26 protein-coding genes are annotated in these 16432 nt (G+C 48.3%); 24 read left to right on the top strand and 2 right to left on the bottom strand.

Annotation, left to right across the window (positions count from 1 at the left end; translation table 11 throughout):
* The 23 genes from rplP to rpmE all read left to right on the top strand — a co-directional run.
* The coding region (rplP, locus tag IGQ44_08655) for a 50S ribosomal protein L16 (GenBank protein ID HIK38046.1) at window positions 1–365 on the top strand (365 nt) is incomplete at its 5' end.
* A gap of 6 nt (window positions 366–371) precedes the next feature.
* On the top strand, window positions 372–635 hold the full coding sequence (locus tag IGQ44_08650) for a 50S ribosomal protein L29 (GenBank protein HIK38045.1): 264 nt from the start codon (window positions 372–374) through the stop codon (window positions 633–635).
* Window positions 636–651: 16 nt separating this feature from the next.
* On the top strand, window positions 652–900 hold the full coding sequence (gene rpsQ / locus IGQ44_08645; GenBank protein ID HIK38044.1) for a 30S ribosomal protein S17: 249 nt from the start codon (window positions 652–654) through the stop codon (window positions 898–900).
* Between the two features lie 32 nt (window positions 901–932).
* Window positions 933–1301, top strand: a complete 369-nt coding sequence (gene rplN, locus IGQ44_08640) for a 50S ribosomal protein L14 (protein HIK38043.1) — start codon at window positions 933–935, stop codon at window positions 1299–1301.
* A 51-nt stretch (window positions 1302–1352) separates the two neighbouring features.
* Window positions 1353–1664 (top strand): 50S ribosomal protein L24, encoded by a 312-nt coding sequence (locus IGQ44_08635; GenBank protein HIK38042.1) that lies wholly within the window; start codon window positions 1353–1355, stop codon window positions 1662–1664.
* A 60-nt stretch (window positions 1665–1724) separates the two neighbouring features.
* Window positions 1725–2267, top strand: coding sequence for a 50S ribosomal protein L5 (rplE, locus tag IGQ44_08630; protein ID HIK38041.1), 543 nt, complete (start codon window positions 1725–1727; stop codon window positions 2265–2267).
* A 39-nt stretch (window positions 2268–2306) separates the two neighbouring features.
* Entirely contained in the window at window positions 2307–2705 is a 399-nt protein-coding gene (gene rpsH, locus IGQ44_08625) for a 30S ribosomal protein S8 (protein ID HIK38040.1), read from the top strand.
* Between the two features lie 30 nt (window positions 2706–2735).
* The gene (rplF, locus tag IGQ44_08620) at window positions 2736–3284 is read left to right on the top strand and encodes a 50S ribosomal protein L6 (GenBank protein HIK38039.1); all 549 of its coding nucleotides are present in this window, start codon (window positions 2736–2738) and stop codon (window positions 3282–3284) included.
* Window positions 3285–3286: 2 nt separating this feature from the next.
* Window positions 3287–3649 (top strand): 50S ribosomal protein L18, encoded by a 363-nt coding sequence (locus IGQ44_08615; protein ID HIK38038.1) that lies wholly within the window; start codon window positions 3287–3289, stop codon window positions 3647–3649.
* A gap of 12 nt (window positions 3650–3661) precedes the next feature.
* A complete protein-coding gene (gene rpsE, locus IGQ44_08610; protein ID HIK38037.1) occupies window positions 3662–4204 on the top strand; it encodes a 30S ribosomal protein S5 in 543 nt (180 codons plus the stop codon).
* 10 nt (window positions 4205–4214) lie between these two features.
* The gene (locus tag IGQ44_08605) at window positions 4215–4658 is read left to right on the top strand and encodes a 50S ribosomal protein L15 (GenBank protein ID HIK38036.1); all 444 of its coding nucleotides are present in this window, start codon (window positions 4215–4217) and stop codon (window positions 4656–4658) included.
* Between the two features lie 127 nt (window positions 4659–4785).
* The gene (gene secY, locus IGQ44_08600; GenBank protein ID HIK38035.1) at window positions 4786–6099 is read left to right on the top strand and encodes a preprotein translocase subunit SecY; all 1314 of its coding nucleotides are present in this window, start codon (window positions 4786–4788) and stop codon (window positions 6097–6099) included.
* 30 nt (window positions 6100–6129) lie between these two features.
* Window positions 6130–6693 (top strand): adenylate kinase, encoded by a 564-nt coding sequence (locus tag IGQ44_08595; GenBank protein ID HIK38034.1) that lies wholly within the window; start codon window positions 6130–6132, stop codon window positions 6691–6693.
* 95 nt (window positions 6694–6788) lie between these two features.
* Window positions 6789–7019 (top strand): translation initiation factor IF-1, encoded by a 231-nt coding sequence (infA, locus tag IGQ44_08590; GenBank protein ID HIK38033.1) that lies wholly within the window; start codon window positions 6789–6791, stop codon window positions 7017–7019.
* An 89-nt stretch (window positions 7020–7108) separates the two neighbouring features.
* Window positions 7109–7222 (top strand): 50S ribosomal protein L36, encoded by a 114-nt coding sequence (rpmJ, locus tag IGQ44_08585; protein ID HIK38032.1) that lies wholly within the window; start codon window positions 7109–7111, stop codon window positions 7220–7222.
* An 86-nt stretch (window positions 7223–7308) separates the two neighbouring features.
* Window positions 7309–7689: a 30S ribosomal protein S13 gene (gene rpsM / locus IGQ44_08580; GenBank protein HIK38031.1), complete on the top strand. Its 381-nt coding sequence runs from the start codon at window positions 7309–7311 to the stop codon at window positions 7687–7689.
* Window positions 7690–7763: 74 nt separating this feature from the next.
* The gene (rpsK, locus tag IGQ44_08575) at window positions 7764–8159 is read left to right on the top strand and encodes a 30S ribosomal protein S11 (GenBank protein ID HIK38030.1); all 396 of its coding nucleotides are present in this window, start codon (window positions 7764–7766) and stop codon (window positions 8157–8159) included.
* Between the two features lie 68 nt (window positions 8160–8227).
* Window positions 8228–9211, top strand: a complete 984-nt coding sequence (locus IGQ44_08570; protein ID HIK38029.1) for a DNA-directed RNA polymerase subunit alpha — start codon at window positions 8228–8230, stop codon at window positions 9209–9211.
* 86 nt (window positions 9212–9297) lie between these two features.
* On the top strand, window positions 9298–9648 hold the full coding sequence (rplQ, locus tag IGQ44_08565; protein HIK38028.1) for a 50S ribosomal protein L17: 351 nt from the start codon (window positions 9298–9300) through the stop codon (window positions 9646–9648).
* Window positions 9649–9657: 9 nt separating this feature from the next.
* Window positions 9658–10485: a tRNA pseudouridine(38-40) synthase TruA gene (gene truA / locus IGQ44_08560; GenBank protein HIK38027.1), complete on the top strand. Its 828-nt coding sequence runs from the start codon at window positions 9658–9660 to the stop codon at window positions 10483–10485.
* A gap of 17 nt (window positions 10486–10502) precedes the next feature.
* Window positions 10503–10955: a 50S ribosomal protein L13 gene (rplM, locus tag IGQ44_08555; GenBank protein ID HIK38026.1), complete on the top strand. Its 453-nt coding sequence runs from the start codon at window positions 10503–10505 to the stop codon at window positions 10953–10955.
* Window positions 10956–10957: 2 nt separating this feature from the next.
* Window positions 10958–11356: a 30S ribosomal protein S9 gene (gene rpsI / locus IGQ44_08550; GenBank protein HIK38025.1), complete on the top strand. Its 399-nt coding sequence runs from the start codon at window positions 10958–10960 to the stop codon at window positions 11354–11356.
* 36 nt (window positions 11357–11392) lie between these two features.
* On the top strand, window positions 11393–11638 hold the full coding sequence (gene rpmE / locus IGQ44_08545; GenBank protein ID HIK38024.1) for a 50S ribosomal protein L31: 246 nt from the start codon (window positions 11393–11395) through the stop codon (window positions 11636–11638).
* Window positions 11639–11649: 11 nt separating this feature from the next.
* Here rpmE and IGQ44_08540 read toward each other — a convergent pair whose 3' ends face one another.
* On the bottom strand, window positions 11650–11805 hold the full coding sequence (locus IGQ44_08540) for a hypothetical protein (GenBank protein HIK38023.1): 156 nt from the start codon (window positions 11803–11805) through the stop codon (window positions 11650–11652).
* A gap of 78 nt (window positions 11806–11883) precedes the next feature.
* Between IGQ44_08540 and mfd the strand changes: the two genes are divergently transcribed.
* Entirely contained in the window at window positions 11884–15399 is a 3516-nt protein-coding gene (gene mfd / locus IGQ44_08535) for a transcription-repair coupling factor (protein HIK38022.1), read from the top strand.
* On the opposite strand, the gene IGQ44_08530 is transcribed toward mfd, so the two are convergent.
* Window positions 15382–16350: an isoaspartyl peptidase/L-asparaginase gene (locus tag IGQ44_08530; GenBank protein HIK38021.1), complete on the bottom strand. Its 969-nt coding sequence runs from the start codon at window positions 16348–16350 to the stop codon at window positions 15382–15384. The genes mfd and IGQ44_08530 overlap by 18 nt on opposite strands.
* Window positions 16351–16432: the final 82 nt, after the last annotated feature.

Genomic DNA, 16432 nt, shown 5'->3' with positions numbered 1-16432 from the left:
AGGGTGACGCCTACCGGGGCAATACCATTAACTTCGGCGATTATGGCCTCCAAGCCATTGAGCCCTGTTGGATGACCGCCCGTCAAATAGAAGCGGCCAGAAGGGTGATTACCCGTTATGTCCGTCGGGGCGGAAAACTCTGGATTCGCATCTTCCCCGATAAACCCGTCACCATGCGGCCAGCAGAAACCCGTATGGGCTCAGGAAAGGGCAACCCCGAATACTGGGTGGCCGTGGTTAAACCAGGGCGTATACTATTTGAAGTAGCAGGTATTTCAGAGGAAAGCGCAAGAGAAGCCCTACGGCTGGCAGCAGATAAACTACCCATTAAAACCAAGTTCGTCAGCAGAACGGAGGGATTCTAGACTACTATGGCCTTCAGAAAAATAGAGGAAGCAAGAAAATTGAGTGACGAGGAGTTGGAGCAGGAAATTCTCAATGCCAAGAAGAAACTATTCCAACTCCGCCTACAGCAATCCCTAGGACGTTTGGAAAAGCCCCATGAATTCAGGCACACCAAACGTTGGATTGCCCAGCTACTCACTGTCAAAACTGAGCGGATGAAAGGAATACGCACCGGCAAAAAAACTGACCAAAAAACCGAGCAAAAAACCGAGCAAAAAGGCGAAGAGTAACCACGGGAAGTGACCTATGGCTGTCAAGGAAAGAATAGGAGTGGTGGTAAGCACAAAAATGGATAAAACCGCAGTAGTGGCGGTGGAAAACCGTGCCCCCCACCCAAAATACAAAAAAATCGTAGTCAAAACCAAAAAATATAAAGCCCACGATCCAGAAAACCAATGTCGCGAAGGGGATAAAGTCCTCATACGCGAAACCCGTCCCCTCAGCAAAACTAAACGCTGGATTGTGGTAGAAATCCTCGAACGCAAAGTAGTCTAAATAACAGTACCGTATATTGACTGTATTCGAATATGATCCAGAAACAGACCTATCTCAACGTTGCCGACAACACCGGGGCACGGAAAATCATGTGCCTCAGGGTCCTGTCCACTGGTAATGCCAGATATGCAAGCCTAGGGGATGTAATAGTGGCTGTGGTGAAAGAGGCCATCCCCAATATGCCCGTCAAAAAATCCGACATTGTCAGGGCAGTGGTGGTCAGAACTAAACAAACTGTAAAGCGTCCCAGCGGCATGAGTATCCGTTTTGACGATAATGCCGCAGTCATTATCAACAAAGACAACAACCCCAGAGGGACTCGTGTGTTTGGCCCCGTAGCCCGGGAATTGCGTGACAAAAACTTCACCAAAATCATCTCTCTGGCACCGGAGGTAATCTAGACCATGAGACCGTCAAGACGAAAACAAAAAAAACACCCCACCCGCTATAAAATGCACGTGAAAAAAGGCGATTTAGTCCAGGTCATATCTGGCAAAGACAAGGGCAAAGTGGGGGAAGTCCTCAAAGCTTTCCCAAAAAACAGCACCGTTATAGTTAAGGGGGTAAACATTCGTACTAAGCACCAAAAACCCCGTAGAGAAGGCGAAACTGGCCAAATCATCACCTTTGAAGCCCCCATCCACAGCTCTAAGGTGATGTTGTACTCCGAAAAAGCTAAAGTAGCTAGCCGTTTCAACTACGTCATCACTGAAGACGGCAGAAAAGTAAGAAAACTAAAGAAAACCGGCGAGATCATCGACTAGTTCGCAGCAAACTCTCTTGCCAATCCTCCTTTTATCCACTCCTAAGGAGTTTTTGTTGTAATGTCCAGACTTAAGACCTATTATCAAGAAACCATAGTCCCTAAACTCATCCAACAGTTCGGCTACACCAACATCCACCAAGTACCCAAGGTCATCAAGGTGGTACTGAACAGGGGTTTAGGGGAAGCATCTCAAAATGCCAAAGCCCTGGAGTCCTCTATAAATGAAATCGCAATGATCACAGGGCAAAGACCAGTGGTTACCCGTGCCAAAAAGGCCATTGCCGGCTTCAAAATCCGCAAAGGAATGCCGGTGGGCCTCATGGTAACCCTCAGAAGAGAAAAAATGTACTCCTTCCTAGACCGTCTCATCAACCTAGCCCTTCCTCGCATCCGCGACTTCCGAGGCCTAGATCCCAACAGTTTCGACGGACGGGGGAACTACTCCCTCGGCATCCGAGAACAACTTATCTTCCCGGAAGTAGACTACGATTCCATCGACCAAATCCGTGGTTTTGACATCACCATCGTCACTAGTGCTAACACGGATGAGGAGGCAAGGGCTCTCTTAAAAGAAATGGGAATGCCTTTCCGTCAAAAATAATCCTGAGGTAATAGAGGAACGAGAAAAGGAAAAAAAAGAATGCCAGCACACGACACTATTTCCGACATGCTGACCCGCATCCGCAACGCCTGTGCCGTGCGTCATCCCACCGTGACAGTGCCCAGCACGAAGATGACCCGGAACATAGCCGAAGTCCTCAAAGAAGAAGGATTCATCAGCGGCTATGAAGAAGTAGGCGAAGGAGTCAAGAAAAATCTTGTTATTTCCCTCAAATACAAGGGGAAAAACCGCCAACCAGTAATCCACCACATCCGTAGGGTCAGCAAACCCGGTTTACGCATTTATGCCAAAAAAGACCTGCCTAGGGTTTTGGGAGGGATTGGCGTGGCCATCCTCTCTACCTCTAGCGGGGTTATGACCGACAGAAAAGCCAGAAAACTGGGAATCGGAGGCGAAGTCCTCTGCTATATCTGGTAGTAGTATTTTGTCCATCAAACAGAACAAACCATGTCTCGTATTGGAAAACGTCCTATAGCTATCCCACCACAGGTTCAAGTAAAGGTGGAGGGGCAATATGTAGAGGTTAAAGGGCCAAAAGGCACCCTCTCCCGCACCCTTCCACCCCTGGTCAAAGTACATGTGGAAGGTCAAGAGCTCAGAGTAGAGCGAGAGAACGACAGCCGTACTGCGAGGGAGAGACACGGTCTTTGTCGGACTCTTGTGTACAACATGATACAAGGAGTAACACAAGGGTTTGAAAAAAAACTGGAAATCCAAGGGGTGGGCTACCGTGCCTCCTGTCAAGGGAAAAAATTGATTCTCAATGTGGGTTATAGTAAACCCGTAGAAATGGAAATGCCTCCCCAGATTAACGTAGCCGTCAACAACAACACCGAGGTGGTTGTCTCGGGAATAGACAAGGAGCTGGTGGGCAATGTGGCCGCCCGCATCCGTGCCGTTCGTCCCCCCGAAGTTTACAAGGGCAAGGGGATCCGCTACGTGGGCGAGTTCGTGAGACGAAAAGTAGGTAAAACCGGTAAGTCAGGGAAGAAATAAAAATGGTTACCAGTCGTAGAGAACTAATAAAACGTCGTCACCTAAGGATTCGCAAGAAAATTAAGGGCACCCCTGAACGCCCTCGCCTGGCTGTTTATCGTTCCAATCTCCATATATATGCCCAGATTATTGACGACGTAGCTCAACATACCCTAGTGGCAGCCTCCACCCTTGACAAGGAATTGAGGGGAAAATTGACCTCCACCTCTGACTGTGCCGCCGCAAGAGAAGTGGGCAGGTTGATCGCCCAAAGGGCTCTAGCTAAGGGCATTGACAAGGTGGTGTTCGATCGCGGGGGCTTTTTGTACCATGGGCGCGTAAAAGCTCTAGCCGAAGGTGCCCGTGAAGCCGGTCTTAATTTCTAAGGGGAAAATACTATGGCAAAGGAACAAGAACAACGCAGTAAAACTAAACAAAAAAAACGGAAGGAGAAAAAAGAAACCCAATGGCTAGAAAGGGTTGTCCAAATCCGCCGTGTAAGCAAAGTGGTTCAGGGCGGTAAAAAACTTAGCTTCCGTGCCATTGTGGTAGTGGGCAACGAAAGAGGACAAGTGGGTGTGGGCGTCGGCAAGGCCGGTGATGTCATAAACGCCGTACGTAAAGCAGTAGCCGACGGTAAGAAAAACATCATCTCTGTCAAAATTAACAAGGACGAGTCCATACCCCACGCTGCCCAAGCCAGTTACGGCAGTGCCACCGTGTTTATGAGACCAGCAGCCCCTGGCACTGGTGTAATTGCCGGTGGCTCCGTACGCACAGTCCTGGAACTAGCTGGCATAAAAAACATCCTGGCCAAACAGTTAGGCTCCAATAATCCCCTCAACAACGCCAGGGCGACCATTAAGGCACTCCAGCAAGTCCGCAGTTTCTCCCAAGTGTCTAAAGAAAGAGACATCCCTCTACAGCACATTTTCTCTTGAGTAAAACAGTATGAGACTCCATCAATTAGCTCCTAACCCCAAATCCAAAAAACGTCGTCGTCGCGTCGGAAGAGGCATTTCCGCCGGCCAGGGGGCCAGTTGTGGTTTCGGGATGAGAGGGCAAAAATCCCGTTCCGGCAGCGGCATAAAACCCGGTTTTGAAGGCGGACAAATGCCCCTTTATCGTCGCCTTCCCAAACTCAAACACTTCACAGTGGTCAACCGCAAAGAATACACCATTGTCAACCTGGATCAGCTAAAAGATTTGCCCCCCAATTCCGAAGTAACCCTCGACTCCCTCATGTCCGCCGGAATTGTCACCAGCAATGACGGCCCCCTGAAAGTCCTTGGCCGAGGGGAGATAAATATCCCCCTCCACATCAAGGCTGCCGCCTGGAGTGAGTCTGCTAAAGCCAAAATAGAGGCGGCTGGTGGGACCATTTCTCAGCCCTAGACCGCCAAATCAATCGCCAGCGGACACCGGTTTCCCCAATACTAACCAATTAATGTCAAGATAGAAATCAATTAAAACGGTGTTCCGTCTTTTGGCACGATTCGAAGTCCCTTACCAAGCAAAAACTATGGTTGTAAGCAGAGAAAGAACTCCCACGGCCCAAGAAACCTTCCTGCAGATGGCCCAGGCGGCCGGGTTGCGCCGTCGTGTCCTCATCACCCTTGGGCTACTCATCTTGGCACGGCTAGGGATTTATATTCCTGTGCCGGGGATTGATCGAGAGGCCTTTGCCAATGCTATTGTCAACTCCCCCTTTATCGGCTTTTTAGACATCTTCACCGGGGGAGGGCTAGTGACTGTGGGCATTTTCGCCCTGGGGATCCTACCCTATATCAACGCCTCTATCATTATGCAACTGCTGACCTCGGCTATCCCCGCCCTGGAGGAGCTACAAAAAAATGAAGGGGAGATAGGACGACGGAAAATCGCCCAAATAACCCGCTATGTCGCCTTGGGATGGGCGGTGATACAGGGCACCGGCATTGCCGTAGGACTATTGCGCCCCTACGCCCTCAATTACAGTATCTGGTTTGTCATCGAAACAGTGTTGGCCATCTCTGCCGGTTCCATGTTCGTCATGTGGATTTCTGAGCTGATCACAGACAGAGGAATCGGTAACGGGGCATCCCTGCTCATATTTGTCAACATTGTAGCCGTACTGCCCCGCACCCTAGCCAACACCATCGATTATGCCCAAACTGGAGGACGTCAAGCCGTGGCCCAGGTCATCATCCTCATGGCCGTATTCCTGGTGATGATTGTGGGTATAGTCTTCGTTCAAGAGGGTACTCGTCGCATTCCCATCATTATAGCCCGTCGTCAAGTAGGCAGAAGACTATATCGGGAAAAAACTAGTTATTTGCCCCTAAGACTCAACCAGGGCGGAGTAATGCCCATCATATTCGCCTCAGCGGTGTTGGTTTTGCCCTCTTCCCTGGCCGGGTTGACCAAAGAAACCGCCATTAATAATATTATCAACCAGATTGCTTTCGCCCTCAGACCCGGTACAATCTGGTATGTGGTGGTCTACTCCCTTTTGATCCTATTTTTCAGTTATTTCTATGCCTCCCTCATCTCCAATCCGGAGGACATTGCCGACAACCTGAAAAAAATAGGAGCCAGTATTCCTGGAATACGTCCGGGTAAGGCCACTGTAGCCTATCTGGAGGGGGTATTGAATCGCCTTACCTTCCTCGGGGCAATCTTCCTGACTGTGGTGGCTACCGTTCCCACCTTTGTGGAAAAAGCAACTGGTGTGACCACTTTTCAGGGTTTTGGTGCTACTTCCCTACTCATCCTAGTAGGTGTGGCCATTGACACTGCTAAACAGGTACAAACCTACGTCATCTCCCAACGTTATGAGGGCATGGTTAAGCAGTAACTATTAATGTAACTCTCTATAGAGAAAATCATGGCAAGAGTGATCTTTCTAGGCCCACCCGGGGCTGGCAAGGGCACCCAGGGGCAACTGATAGCAGAGAGATTTGGAATACTTCATATTTCAACAGGTGACATTTTGAGAAATGCCATAGCCCAGGGAACCCCTTTGGGACTAAAGGCAAAAACCTATGTGGACAAGGGGGATCTTGTGCCAGATGACCTAATCCTAGACTTGATATCCGAGACTTTGCAGGGGGAAAAAGCAAAACAGGGATGGGTCTTGGATGGCTTCCCCCGCAATGTCGCCCAGGCGGAATTCCTGGCCCAGTTGCTGGCCAAAATTCAGCAACCCTGCCACCTGGTCATCAATCTGGACGTACCCGACGAGGTCATCCTCCAACGACTACTAGCCCGTGGCAGAAAAGACGACACGGAACAGACCATCCGTCACCGTCTGGGTGTGTACAGAGAGCAAACAGCCCCCCTTGTCGAATATTATAAAAATGTAGGCCTTTTGAAAACTGTAAACGGGAATCGACCACCAGCAGAAATAACCAACGAAATTGAATCCCTCATCAAGTCGGCTCAGTCTTAGTCCCAGTCCAAATTGTTACCGTGTCAAATCAATGTAAATTTTGGTAACATTGACAACGACGGCTATTGTAGAAGACTGAGACAGAGGGGTTGTTTATGTCTAAAAAAGACCTTATTGAAATGGAAGGCACGGTCACCGAGTCTCTTCCTAACGCTATGTTTAGGGTAGACTTGGATAATGGTTTTAATGTATTAGCCCATATTGCTGGCAAAATTCGCCGCAACTACATTAAAATCCTCCCCGGAGACCGAGTCAAGGTGGAACTCACCCCCTATGACCTGACTAAGGGGAGAATCACCTACCGGCTGAAAGGCAAAAACCAATAGAGGCCCCGTCCACAAAGGAGGGCTAAACCCCCCTTTACAGGGGGCACAAATCCTGTTATAATGGGTAGCTTGCAGTATATATTACTACCATGAAGGTCAGAGCGTCTGTAAAAAGGATTTGTGACAAGTGCCGTGTGATCCGTCGTCGCGGACGGGTTATGGTAATTTGTTCTAATCCAAAACATAAACAGCGTCAGGGTTAAACTACCTGTGCCCGCAAGGCCTAAAAAAAATTTATAGGCCAAAAACCAGCTTGTGCCAACAGTAGGGAGATAAAAAGGAAAAGAACATGGCTAGAATAGCAGGTGTGGATTTGCCCCGTGACAAAAGGGTGGAAATAGCCCTCACCTATCTGTATGGGATAGGCCTATCCACCTCTAAAAAAATACTAGCTGCCACCGGGGTAAATCCTGATACCAGGGTAAAAGACCTGACAGAGGAAGAAATAAGTAAACTAAGAACCCATATAGAACAAAACTATCAAATTGAGGGAGATTTGCGTCGTATAGAGGCGATGAATATAAAACGCCTCTGCGACATAGGCACCTACAGGGGTCGTCGTCACCGCCTGGGCTTGCCCGTACGGGGCCAAAGGACTAGAACTAATGCCAGGACTCGTAGGGGTAGAAGAGTAACCGTGGCCGGAAAGAAAAAGGCGCCCAAGAAGTAGGTGTCTCTGTTTATACCCAACGGCAGCAGGGGATCTTTTTTTTGCTTTGTATTATTGATTGAGGTCGTCAAGAAATGGCAACAAAAGCAGGCAAAAGGGGAGGACAGAAAAAACAAAAGAAAAATGTCCCAAGTGGCATTGCCTACATCAAATCCACCTTTAACAACACCATTGTAACCATAACAGACCCAGAAGGAAATGTAATCTCTTGGGCTACAGCAGGCTCCAGTGGCTTCAAGGGGGCAAAAAAAGGCACCCCCTTTGCGGCCCAAATGGCTGCGGATAAGGCTGCTAGGGCAGCCATGGAGAATGGGATGAAACAAGTACAAGTGATGGTAAGTGGCCCTGGGGCGGGAAGGGAAACCGCCATCAGAGCCTTACAAGGAGCAGGTCTGGAGATCACCTTGATTAGGGATATCACCCCAATACCCCACAATGGTTGTAGGCCTCCTAAAAGACGTAGAGTATAGGGGGTAATGTTTTCCCGTTGTGGGGAACTATTGTCTCAAAGACTTGTTCATTCTAGTAAATAACCACTGTGGCCGTGTTTCAAATAGACTGCGTAGCAAGTAAGTCCATAAAGGGTCAGGGATTGTACGGCAAGTTTGTCCTCGAGCCTCTGGAAAGAGGTCAGGGCATCACCATGGGCAACTCCCTGAGGAGGGTACTGCTGTCCAATTTGGAAGGGGCGGCAGTTACCGCTGTGAGAATCGCCGGGGTAAATCACGAGTTTGCCGTGTTGGAAGGGGTTAGAGAGGATGTCATGGAAATCATGCTCAACATGAAGAGCGTGGTTTTCAAAAGCTATAGTAAAACCCCCCAAATCGGCCGTCTGGTTGCGACAGGGCCTTGCACCGTCACGGCGGCACAGTTTGACCTCCCCTCGGAAATTGAGGTGGTGGACCCCACTCAATACATTTGTACCTTGAGTAAGGGGGCCAAATTGGAAATGGAATTCCGCGTCGAAAGGGGAAAGGGTTATCGCGCCGTCGAAAAAGGGAAAGATGAAAGCACTTCTCTAGATTTTCTCCAAATTGATGCCGTTTTCATGCCGGTAACTAAGGTGAATTTTACCACTGAGGAAATCCGTCATGAAGGCAGGCTGGCAGATCGCCTTATTCTCGAAATCTGGACTAATGGCAGTATAAAACCAGAAGAAGCCCTACAACAGGCGGCCGAAATCCTCGTCAACTTGTTCGCCCCCCTTACGGACTCCTCCCGCATTACCGGAAAACAAGAAGAAGTGGAAGAGCCTTCCGATCCTACCAGTCAAATACCCATCGAAGAACTCAATCTGTCCGTACGAGCCTACAATTGTCTCAAACGGGCTCAAATCAACACCGTAGCCGACCTTTTGGAATATACCCAAGAGGAGCTGTTAGAAATCAAAAACTTCGGCCAGAAATCCGCCGAGGAAGTAATCCAAGCCCTCAAAGAGCGCCTCGGTATTACCCTCAGCTCGGGAAAGTCAAAGGAGGCAGGGGAGTTGATAAAAAACAGTGAGCCTGTAAATAGCCCCTGAGCCCCATTGCTCTAGTTATTTTCAACTAGTTATTTTCCACTAGTACCTTTACACTAGTTACTTTTCACTAGGGAGGTTGTTATTGTATGCGTCACCGTCGTAAGGTGCCAAAGTTAGGCCGCCCGGCTGACCAGCGCAAGGCCCTTCTCCGAGCCCTAACCACCCAGCTGTTGCGAGAGGGACGTCTGGTTACTACCCTGGCGCGGGCAAAGGCCCTACGAAGCACCGTGGAAAAAATGATTACCTTGGCCAAAGAGGGCACCCTGGCCGCCCGTCGTCGTGCCCTCGGTTACATCTATGATGAACATTTGGTTCATGAGGTCTTTGCTAAAGTACAGGAACGTTATGGAGACCGCAACGGCGGCTATACCCGGGTTTTGCGCACCAAGAACCGTAGAGGTGATAATGCCGAAATGGCTATTATTGAGCTGATTTAAACGGCATTCATGAGGGATAACCCCCAAAAGAGAATAGCCCTCCTTATTCAGTACTTGGGAACACACTTCCACGGTTGGCAAAAACAACCGGGGTGTAGATGTGTCCAGGAGGAAATGGAAAAGGCCATCGCCCAAGTGGTAGGCCATCCGGTGAACTTGGTGGGCGCGGGAAGAACCGATGCGGGAGTACATGCCGCTGGCCAAGTGGCCCATTTTGATGTGTCCTCTAGCATTCCCCCAGAGGCTTGGGCCAAGGTGCTGAAAGAGTATCTTCCAGATGACGTGCTCGTCTTAGCCTCGGCAGAAGTCCCCCCCCACTGGCATGCCTGTTTCTCCGCCTCCTACCGTCGTTATCGTTATACTATATACACAGGCAAATTCCCTAATATTTTCCTAAACCCCTTTACCTGGCACTACTATTATAGGCCACTGGATGAACACCTCATGCAGCAGGCACTGGAGCCCATGTTAGGTCTCCACGATTTCTCCGCCTTCCGTAGGGCAGGTTCCCCTCGCACCCACTCCATGCTGGAGGTGCAACAGGTGCACTGTGAAAGATATGGGGAGGACTTGATCAACATCGAGATTCAGGCCAGTGGCTTTTTGTATGGCATGGTAAGACTAATGGTGGGGATGCTAGTGGAAGTGGGGGCGGGCAAAAAATCCCTCTCGGAATTTTACGATATTTGGAAAAACGGCCGTCGGGATATGGTCAAATACTCCGCCCCCGCCAAGGGATTATGTCTGTTAAAAGTAGGTTACCCACAAATGCCCTTTTCTCACCAAACCTATGACAACGCCTTGCTTTCCTTTAATAGTCTTTTTACATTCAGTTGAACAACGGTAGCAGGAAAATGAATAAGACTGTAGTTCCATCCCTAGACAGTATAGAAAAAAAATGGTATGTGGTGGACGCCGCCGGAATGCGTCTTGGCAGACTTGCCTCCGAGATTGCTAAAATCCTTAGGGGCAAGAATAAGCCTATTTATACCCCACACCTAGATACTGGTGACTATGTCATCGTAGTCAATGCGGAAAAAGTAGTAGTCACCGGTAAAAAACCCCAGCAAAAACTATATCGTCGTCACTCCGGACGCCCTGGTGGCATGAAGGTGGAATCTTTTGCCCACCTGCAAAAACGCATCCCCGAAAGAATCATTGAATTGGCCGTCAAGGGAATGTTGCCCAAAAATAGACTTGGCAGAAGACTGTTTACAAAACTTAAAGTGTATGCCGGACCTAACCACCCCCACCAGGCACAAAAACCAGAAGTGTTGAAGATTGATACTAACACAGGAGGTAATTAGCAATGTCTAACGAGGTAGTGTACATGGGCACTGGCCGTCGCAAGACTGCCGTCGCCAGAGTCCGTCTGGTGCCCGGGAATGGCAAGGTGACCATCAATAATCGCCCGGCAGAGGAGTATTTTCAAAACATCCCCGGTTACGTTCAAAATATAAAGGCCCCCCTCGAAACCTTGGGCTTGGAATCCGAATATGACATTATCGTCAAGGCCCATGGCGGGGGTTTGACGGGGCAAGCCGATGCCGTTAAACTGGGTGTGGCCAGAGCCCTTTGTCAAATAGACCCAGAATACCGTCAACCCCTAAAAGCAGAGGGTTACCTAACCCGTGATCCCCGTGCCAAAGAGCGTAAGAAATACGGTTTGAAGAAGGCTCGTAAGGCTCCTCAATACTCTAAACGTTAACTGGTTTGTTTTTATTTCCAAAGGGAGGTTGTTGTTATGCCTAAAGAAGGAATCCATCCCCAATGGTATCCCGATGCTAGAGTATTCTGTGAAGGTAAAGAAGTAATGCGTGTCGGTTCCACCAAACCGGAAATCCATGTGGAGGTTTGGTCCGGTAACCACCCCTTCTACACTGGCACTCAGAAAATCATTGACACCGAGGGAAGAGTTGACCGTTTCCTCCGCAAGTACGGTATCCTCGGTAAGGACAATAAGGACAAGGAGAAAGATAAGAAGGAATAGAGGCCATTGGCCTATTTGTCAAACAATAAACCATGACAGGGAGCGTACCCTTGTTTAGTGCCAGCCTCTAATGGTTCGCCTCTGTCATTGTCATGAGTGCGTAGATGTCCACTGACTGGCCGCCAATGACGCGAACCGGGCAGACGCCCCCGTGTCATGGGTGGCATTAGTTTTCTTTCTGGTTTAACCCCCCATCTGTGATACCATAGCCCACATAGCCCAAAGTTAGAGCACCTTTTGCGGTAATGTCCCTACAATCTGTAGTTCGCAGTATCAGTCGCTCCCCTATAGCAGAAGAGTTACTGGAAAAGTTACAAGCCGCCGGAGGATTATCTTTAAAGGGTGCAACTCGTCTCCCAAAGAGTCTTATAACCTCTGCCCTAGGACAGAAACTCAATCATAATCTTCTGGTAGTATGCGCCACCCTGGAAGAGGCAGCCCGTTGGGCAGCCTGTTTAGAATTGATGGGCTGGAAACAGATATTCTTCTACCCCACCTCCTCTGCCACCTTCTATGAGACATTCACCCCCGAGTCGGAAATGGTGTGGGGGCAATTACAAACCCTGGCTAGTCTAGTGGCAGAAACCAACCCCACCCCCTGGGCTATGGTTACCACAGAAATGGGATTGCAACCACATCTGCCTCCCCCCGAAATCTTTAAGAAGTATTGCCTCCAGTTGGGAAAGGGCATGACTTTTGAGGGTGGAGAGATTGGTCGGATTTTGACTTCCCTGGGCTATGAGCGTACCACAATGGTGGAAAGAGAGGGGCAATGGGCCGTCAGAGGCAACCTAGTGGACATTTTCCCCGTTTCTGCTGAACTCCCTCTTCGTTTAGAATGGTTTGGTGACCAGTTGGAAGAAATTAGAGAGTTCGATCCTTCCTCTCAACGTAGTCTAGATTCCATAAAACAGTTTACCATTACCCCCGTACACTGGGATACCATCATTGCTCAACATCTTCCCCCCCCCGATGCCCTCAAACCCTATTTGACAGCCGAGGAGTGGGAAAAGCTGGTAAATTGTGATAATTTAAATTACACAAATGTTATAAAAGCTCCCCTGACACGCTTTTTAAAAGTTGCCTTTGATGGGCGGGTGGCGGATATACTGGACTATTTGCCCTCCAACACCATTTTGGCCATTGACGAACTGGAACACTGTGTTGCTCATAGTAGTGTTTGGTTTAATCAGGCGGAAAAAGACTGGCAATTAGCCAATGATTTATTAGCAGATAAAAACACGACCCTTCCCAAAATTCATCGCAACTTTTCCGAATGTTTGGACAAAAGTAAACACCTAAAAATATTCCTTTCGGAGGTGGCTTTAAATTCCCCTATTTCCTCAATCCCTATCTTTGATATATCCACCAGGGCTTTTCCTGTTTCTCCCCACCAAATTGCTAAAGCCGCGGAGTTTTTAAGGGGAAAAAGAGAAATTGACGAAAACATAAATCTGAGTAGATACAACAAGTGGTTAATCTCTGCCCAGCCTTCTCGAACTGTTTCCTTAATAAAAGAACACGATTGCCCCGCCCAGTTTGTGGCCAATCCCCTCGATTTTGGCACTATTGATTCTCTGCAAAGACAGGGCATTTGTGTAGCTTTGAAATATTCTGGACAAGCGGAATTAGAGGGATTTATCCTGCCTACTTTTCGCCTTGCCGTCATCACGGACAGGGAAATTTATGGACAACATAGTTTAGCTACTCCCACCTATATTCGGAAAAGGAGAAGGGCTGCTTCCAAACAGGTTGACTTAGACAAGTTAAAACCCAATGATTATGTTGTTCACAAATACCATGGAATAGGTCAATTTATAGGACTAGAAACCTTTGAAGGGAGGGAATATTTAGTTATTAGATATGCGGATGGACTGTTAAGAGTTCCGGCAGACAGCCTAGATTTAATAAGTCGTTATCGCTCTCCCGACACCAAGCCGCCACAATTGCATAAGATGTCAGGGAGGGAATGGCAAAATACTAAAAACAAAGTCAAAAAATCTCTTAAAAAACTGGCTTTTGACCTGGTGAAATTGTACAGCACCAGAAGTCAATTGAGAAAGACTCCTTGTCCCCCAGACACTCCTTGGCAAATAGAATTAGAAGAGTCTTTTCCCTACCAACCAACTCCCGATCAATTGAAGGCAATTCAAGAGGTAAAAAGAGATTTAGAAAGTGACCGCCCCATGGATAGACTTATCTGTGGGGATGTGGGTTTCGGCAAAACCGAGGTGGCAATTAGGGCAATTTTTAAGGTGGTAACTGCGGCTAACAAACAAGTGGTTTTCCTGGCGCCGACGACGATTTTATCTCAACAACATTATCAGACTTTAGTAGAAAGATTTGCCCCTTACCCCATTAATGTGGGCCTGTTAAATCGCTTTAGAAGCCCGGCAGAAAGGAAAGAAATAATCCAGAAATTAGCCACAGGAGAATTGGATGTTGTAGTGGGAACACACCTGTTGTTGAGCGATAAAATTAAGTTCAAGAATTTGGGGCTATTAGTGGTAGATGAAGAGCAAAGATTTGGGGTTAATCATAAGGAGAAAATCAAGGCCATGAAAACAGAAGTGGATGTGTTAACCCTCTCAGCCACCCCTATTCCCCGCACCCTTTATATGTCTATCTCTGGGGTGAGGGATATGAGTTTGATCTTAACCCCACCACCCAATCGTCGACCCATTAAAACCCAAATTCTCCCCTTCCATCCAGAAGTCATCCGCACTGCCATTCGCAACGAGTTGGACAGAGGAGGACAGATATTTTATGTGGTGCCCCGCATCGAAGAGATAGAGAAAACCGCAGCCATGTTACTAGAAATGTTGCCCAGTTTAAGAATAGCCATAGCCCATGGACAAATGGAGGAGGGGCAACTGGAAACCACTATGTTAGCCTTTAACAATGGGGAAGCCGATTTACTACTGTGTACTACTATTATCGAGTCCGGTTTGGATATTCCCCGAGTGAACACCATAATTATAGAATCGGCACATCGTTTCGGCCTAGCCCAGTTGTACCAGTTACGGGGGAGGGTGGGACGTGCAGGGATTCAGGCCTATGCCTGGCTGCTGTATCCCAATGACGAAACCCTCTCTGACACCGCCCGCCTGAGAATCTTTGCCCTGCAGGAGTTTTCCCAACTGGGCTCAGGCTATTATTTAGCCATGCGGGATATGGAAATCCGGGGGGTGGGCAATCTGTTTGGCGCTGAACAATCCGGGCATATGCAGGCAATAGGCTTTGACCTGTACACAGAAATGTTACGAGAGGCCATTAATGAAGTGCAAGGGCAAGAAATCCCCATGGTGGAGGATACCCAAATCGATTTGAAGCTCACTGCCCTTATTCCCAACTCCTATATCCCCGACTTGGAACAGAAAATGTCTGCCTACAGGGCAATTGCCTCTGTTACCTCACAAAAAGAAATTAAACAAATAGAAGCTGAGTGGCGGGATAGATATGGGCCAATCCCCGATGTGGCTCAACAACTACTAGAAGTAGCACAATTGAAACTTAAGGCCAAATCCCTAGGTTTTTCCAGAATCAAACCAGAAGGAAAACAAAATGTAGTACTAGAAACTCCAATGCAGGAGCCGGCTTGGCAAAAGCTATCAGAGAAACTACCCCCCCACCTGCGCAGTGGTTTCGTCTATGCCAAGAATAAGGTGATAGTTAAGGGATTGGGCGCCCTGAAACCTAGTGAACAACTGAAGACATTAAATCTCTGGTTTGACTACCTCCAGTCAGACTCCGAAAACTAGTTTACCCTCATCCGGCCATTGCAGACTGTCCCCTATGGCTGTCCCATCGTGGTACGCTGCTAGTAAGATATCACTAGTCTTGCCAAAAGCTATACTACCGCGGTAGTCTATGGCTATGGCGCCCAAGTCTCTGCCATTAGCCTTTGCCTCCTTCATGGATTTCTCCATTGCCTCAAACAGGGATAGGCCGTCAGTGACACGGATTACCACCTTGGCTGCCAGGCACTCGTCAATAATATCTTCGCCAATGCCAGTACAACTTACACCGGCAAAGGGATTAGCGTAATTGCCGGCAGGCATAGCCGAGTCACTTACCCTGCCAATTCTCTCTAAACCTTTGCCACCAGTGGAAGTGCCTGCACTTATTCTTCCTTGTTTATCCAAAGCCACCACGCCAATAGTGCCCCTTCTAGCGTTATCTCTGTCATCTGATGTCTTTTGGGTTTCCGCAATTACCCCTGCCATTTTCTTGGCAAAATTATTCTTCCTCTCCTCTATCCACTCCTGTAAACGCAAATCCGTGAGGGGATCATATACTGGCAATTGTAATTCCCTTGCCAACTGGGCACTACCGTAGTCAGACAAGACTCTATCTTCATCAGATTGGAGAAAATAAGCCAACTCGATGGGGTTTTTTACCCTAGAGACATTGATTACACCACTAAACCTCTGCTTTTCTCCGTCCATCAGAGAAGCACTCATGCGTATTTGTCCATCGGCTTGTAGTACCGAGCCGGTGCCTGCATTGAAACGGGGATTATCTTCCAACAGCTTACAACCGTGCACCACCGCCACAGTAGCGGATTCCCCTGCCAGTAATAAATCATATACCTGTTGTACAATTTGGTGGAGCTCTTGACGGACTACTGCTAAATCCCCCTTACTTTTGAGGGCACTGCCAGCACCACCATGTATGATCAACTTGGGTTGGACTTCTCTTGTTCCCGTCATTATAATGTTATAGTCTGCTGGGCTCGACAACTAAACATCCTGTATATTATAACCTCGACAAGAACACATCCCCAAGGAGGTA

This window comes from Geminocystis sp. M7585_C2015_104 (genome assembly GCA_015295805.1).
In the GTDB taxonomy this organism is placed as follows: Bacteria; Cyanobacteriota; Cyanobacteriia; order Cyanobacteriales; family Cyanobacteriaceae; genus DVEF01.
This window is presented reverse-complemented; position numbering and strand designations above follow the sequence as displayed.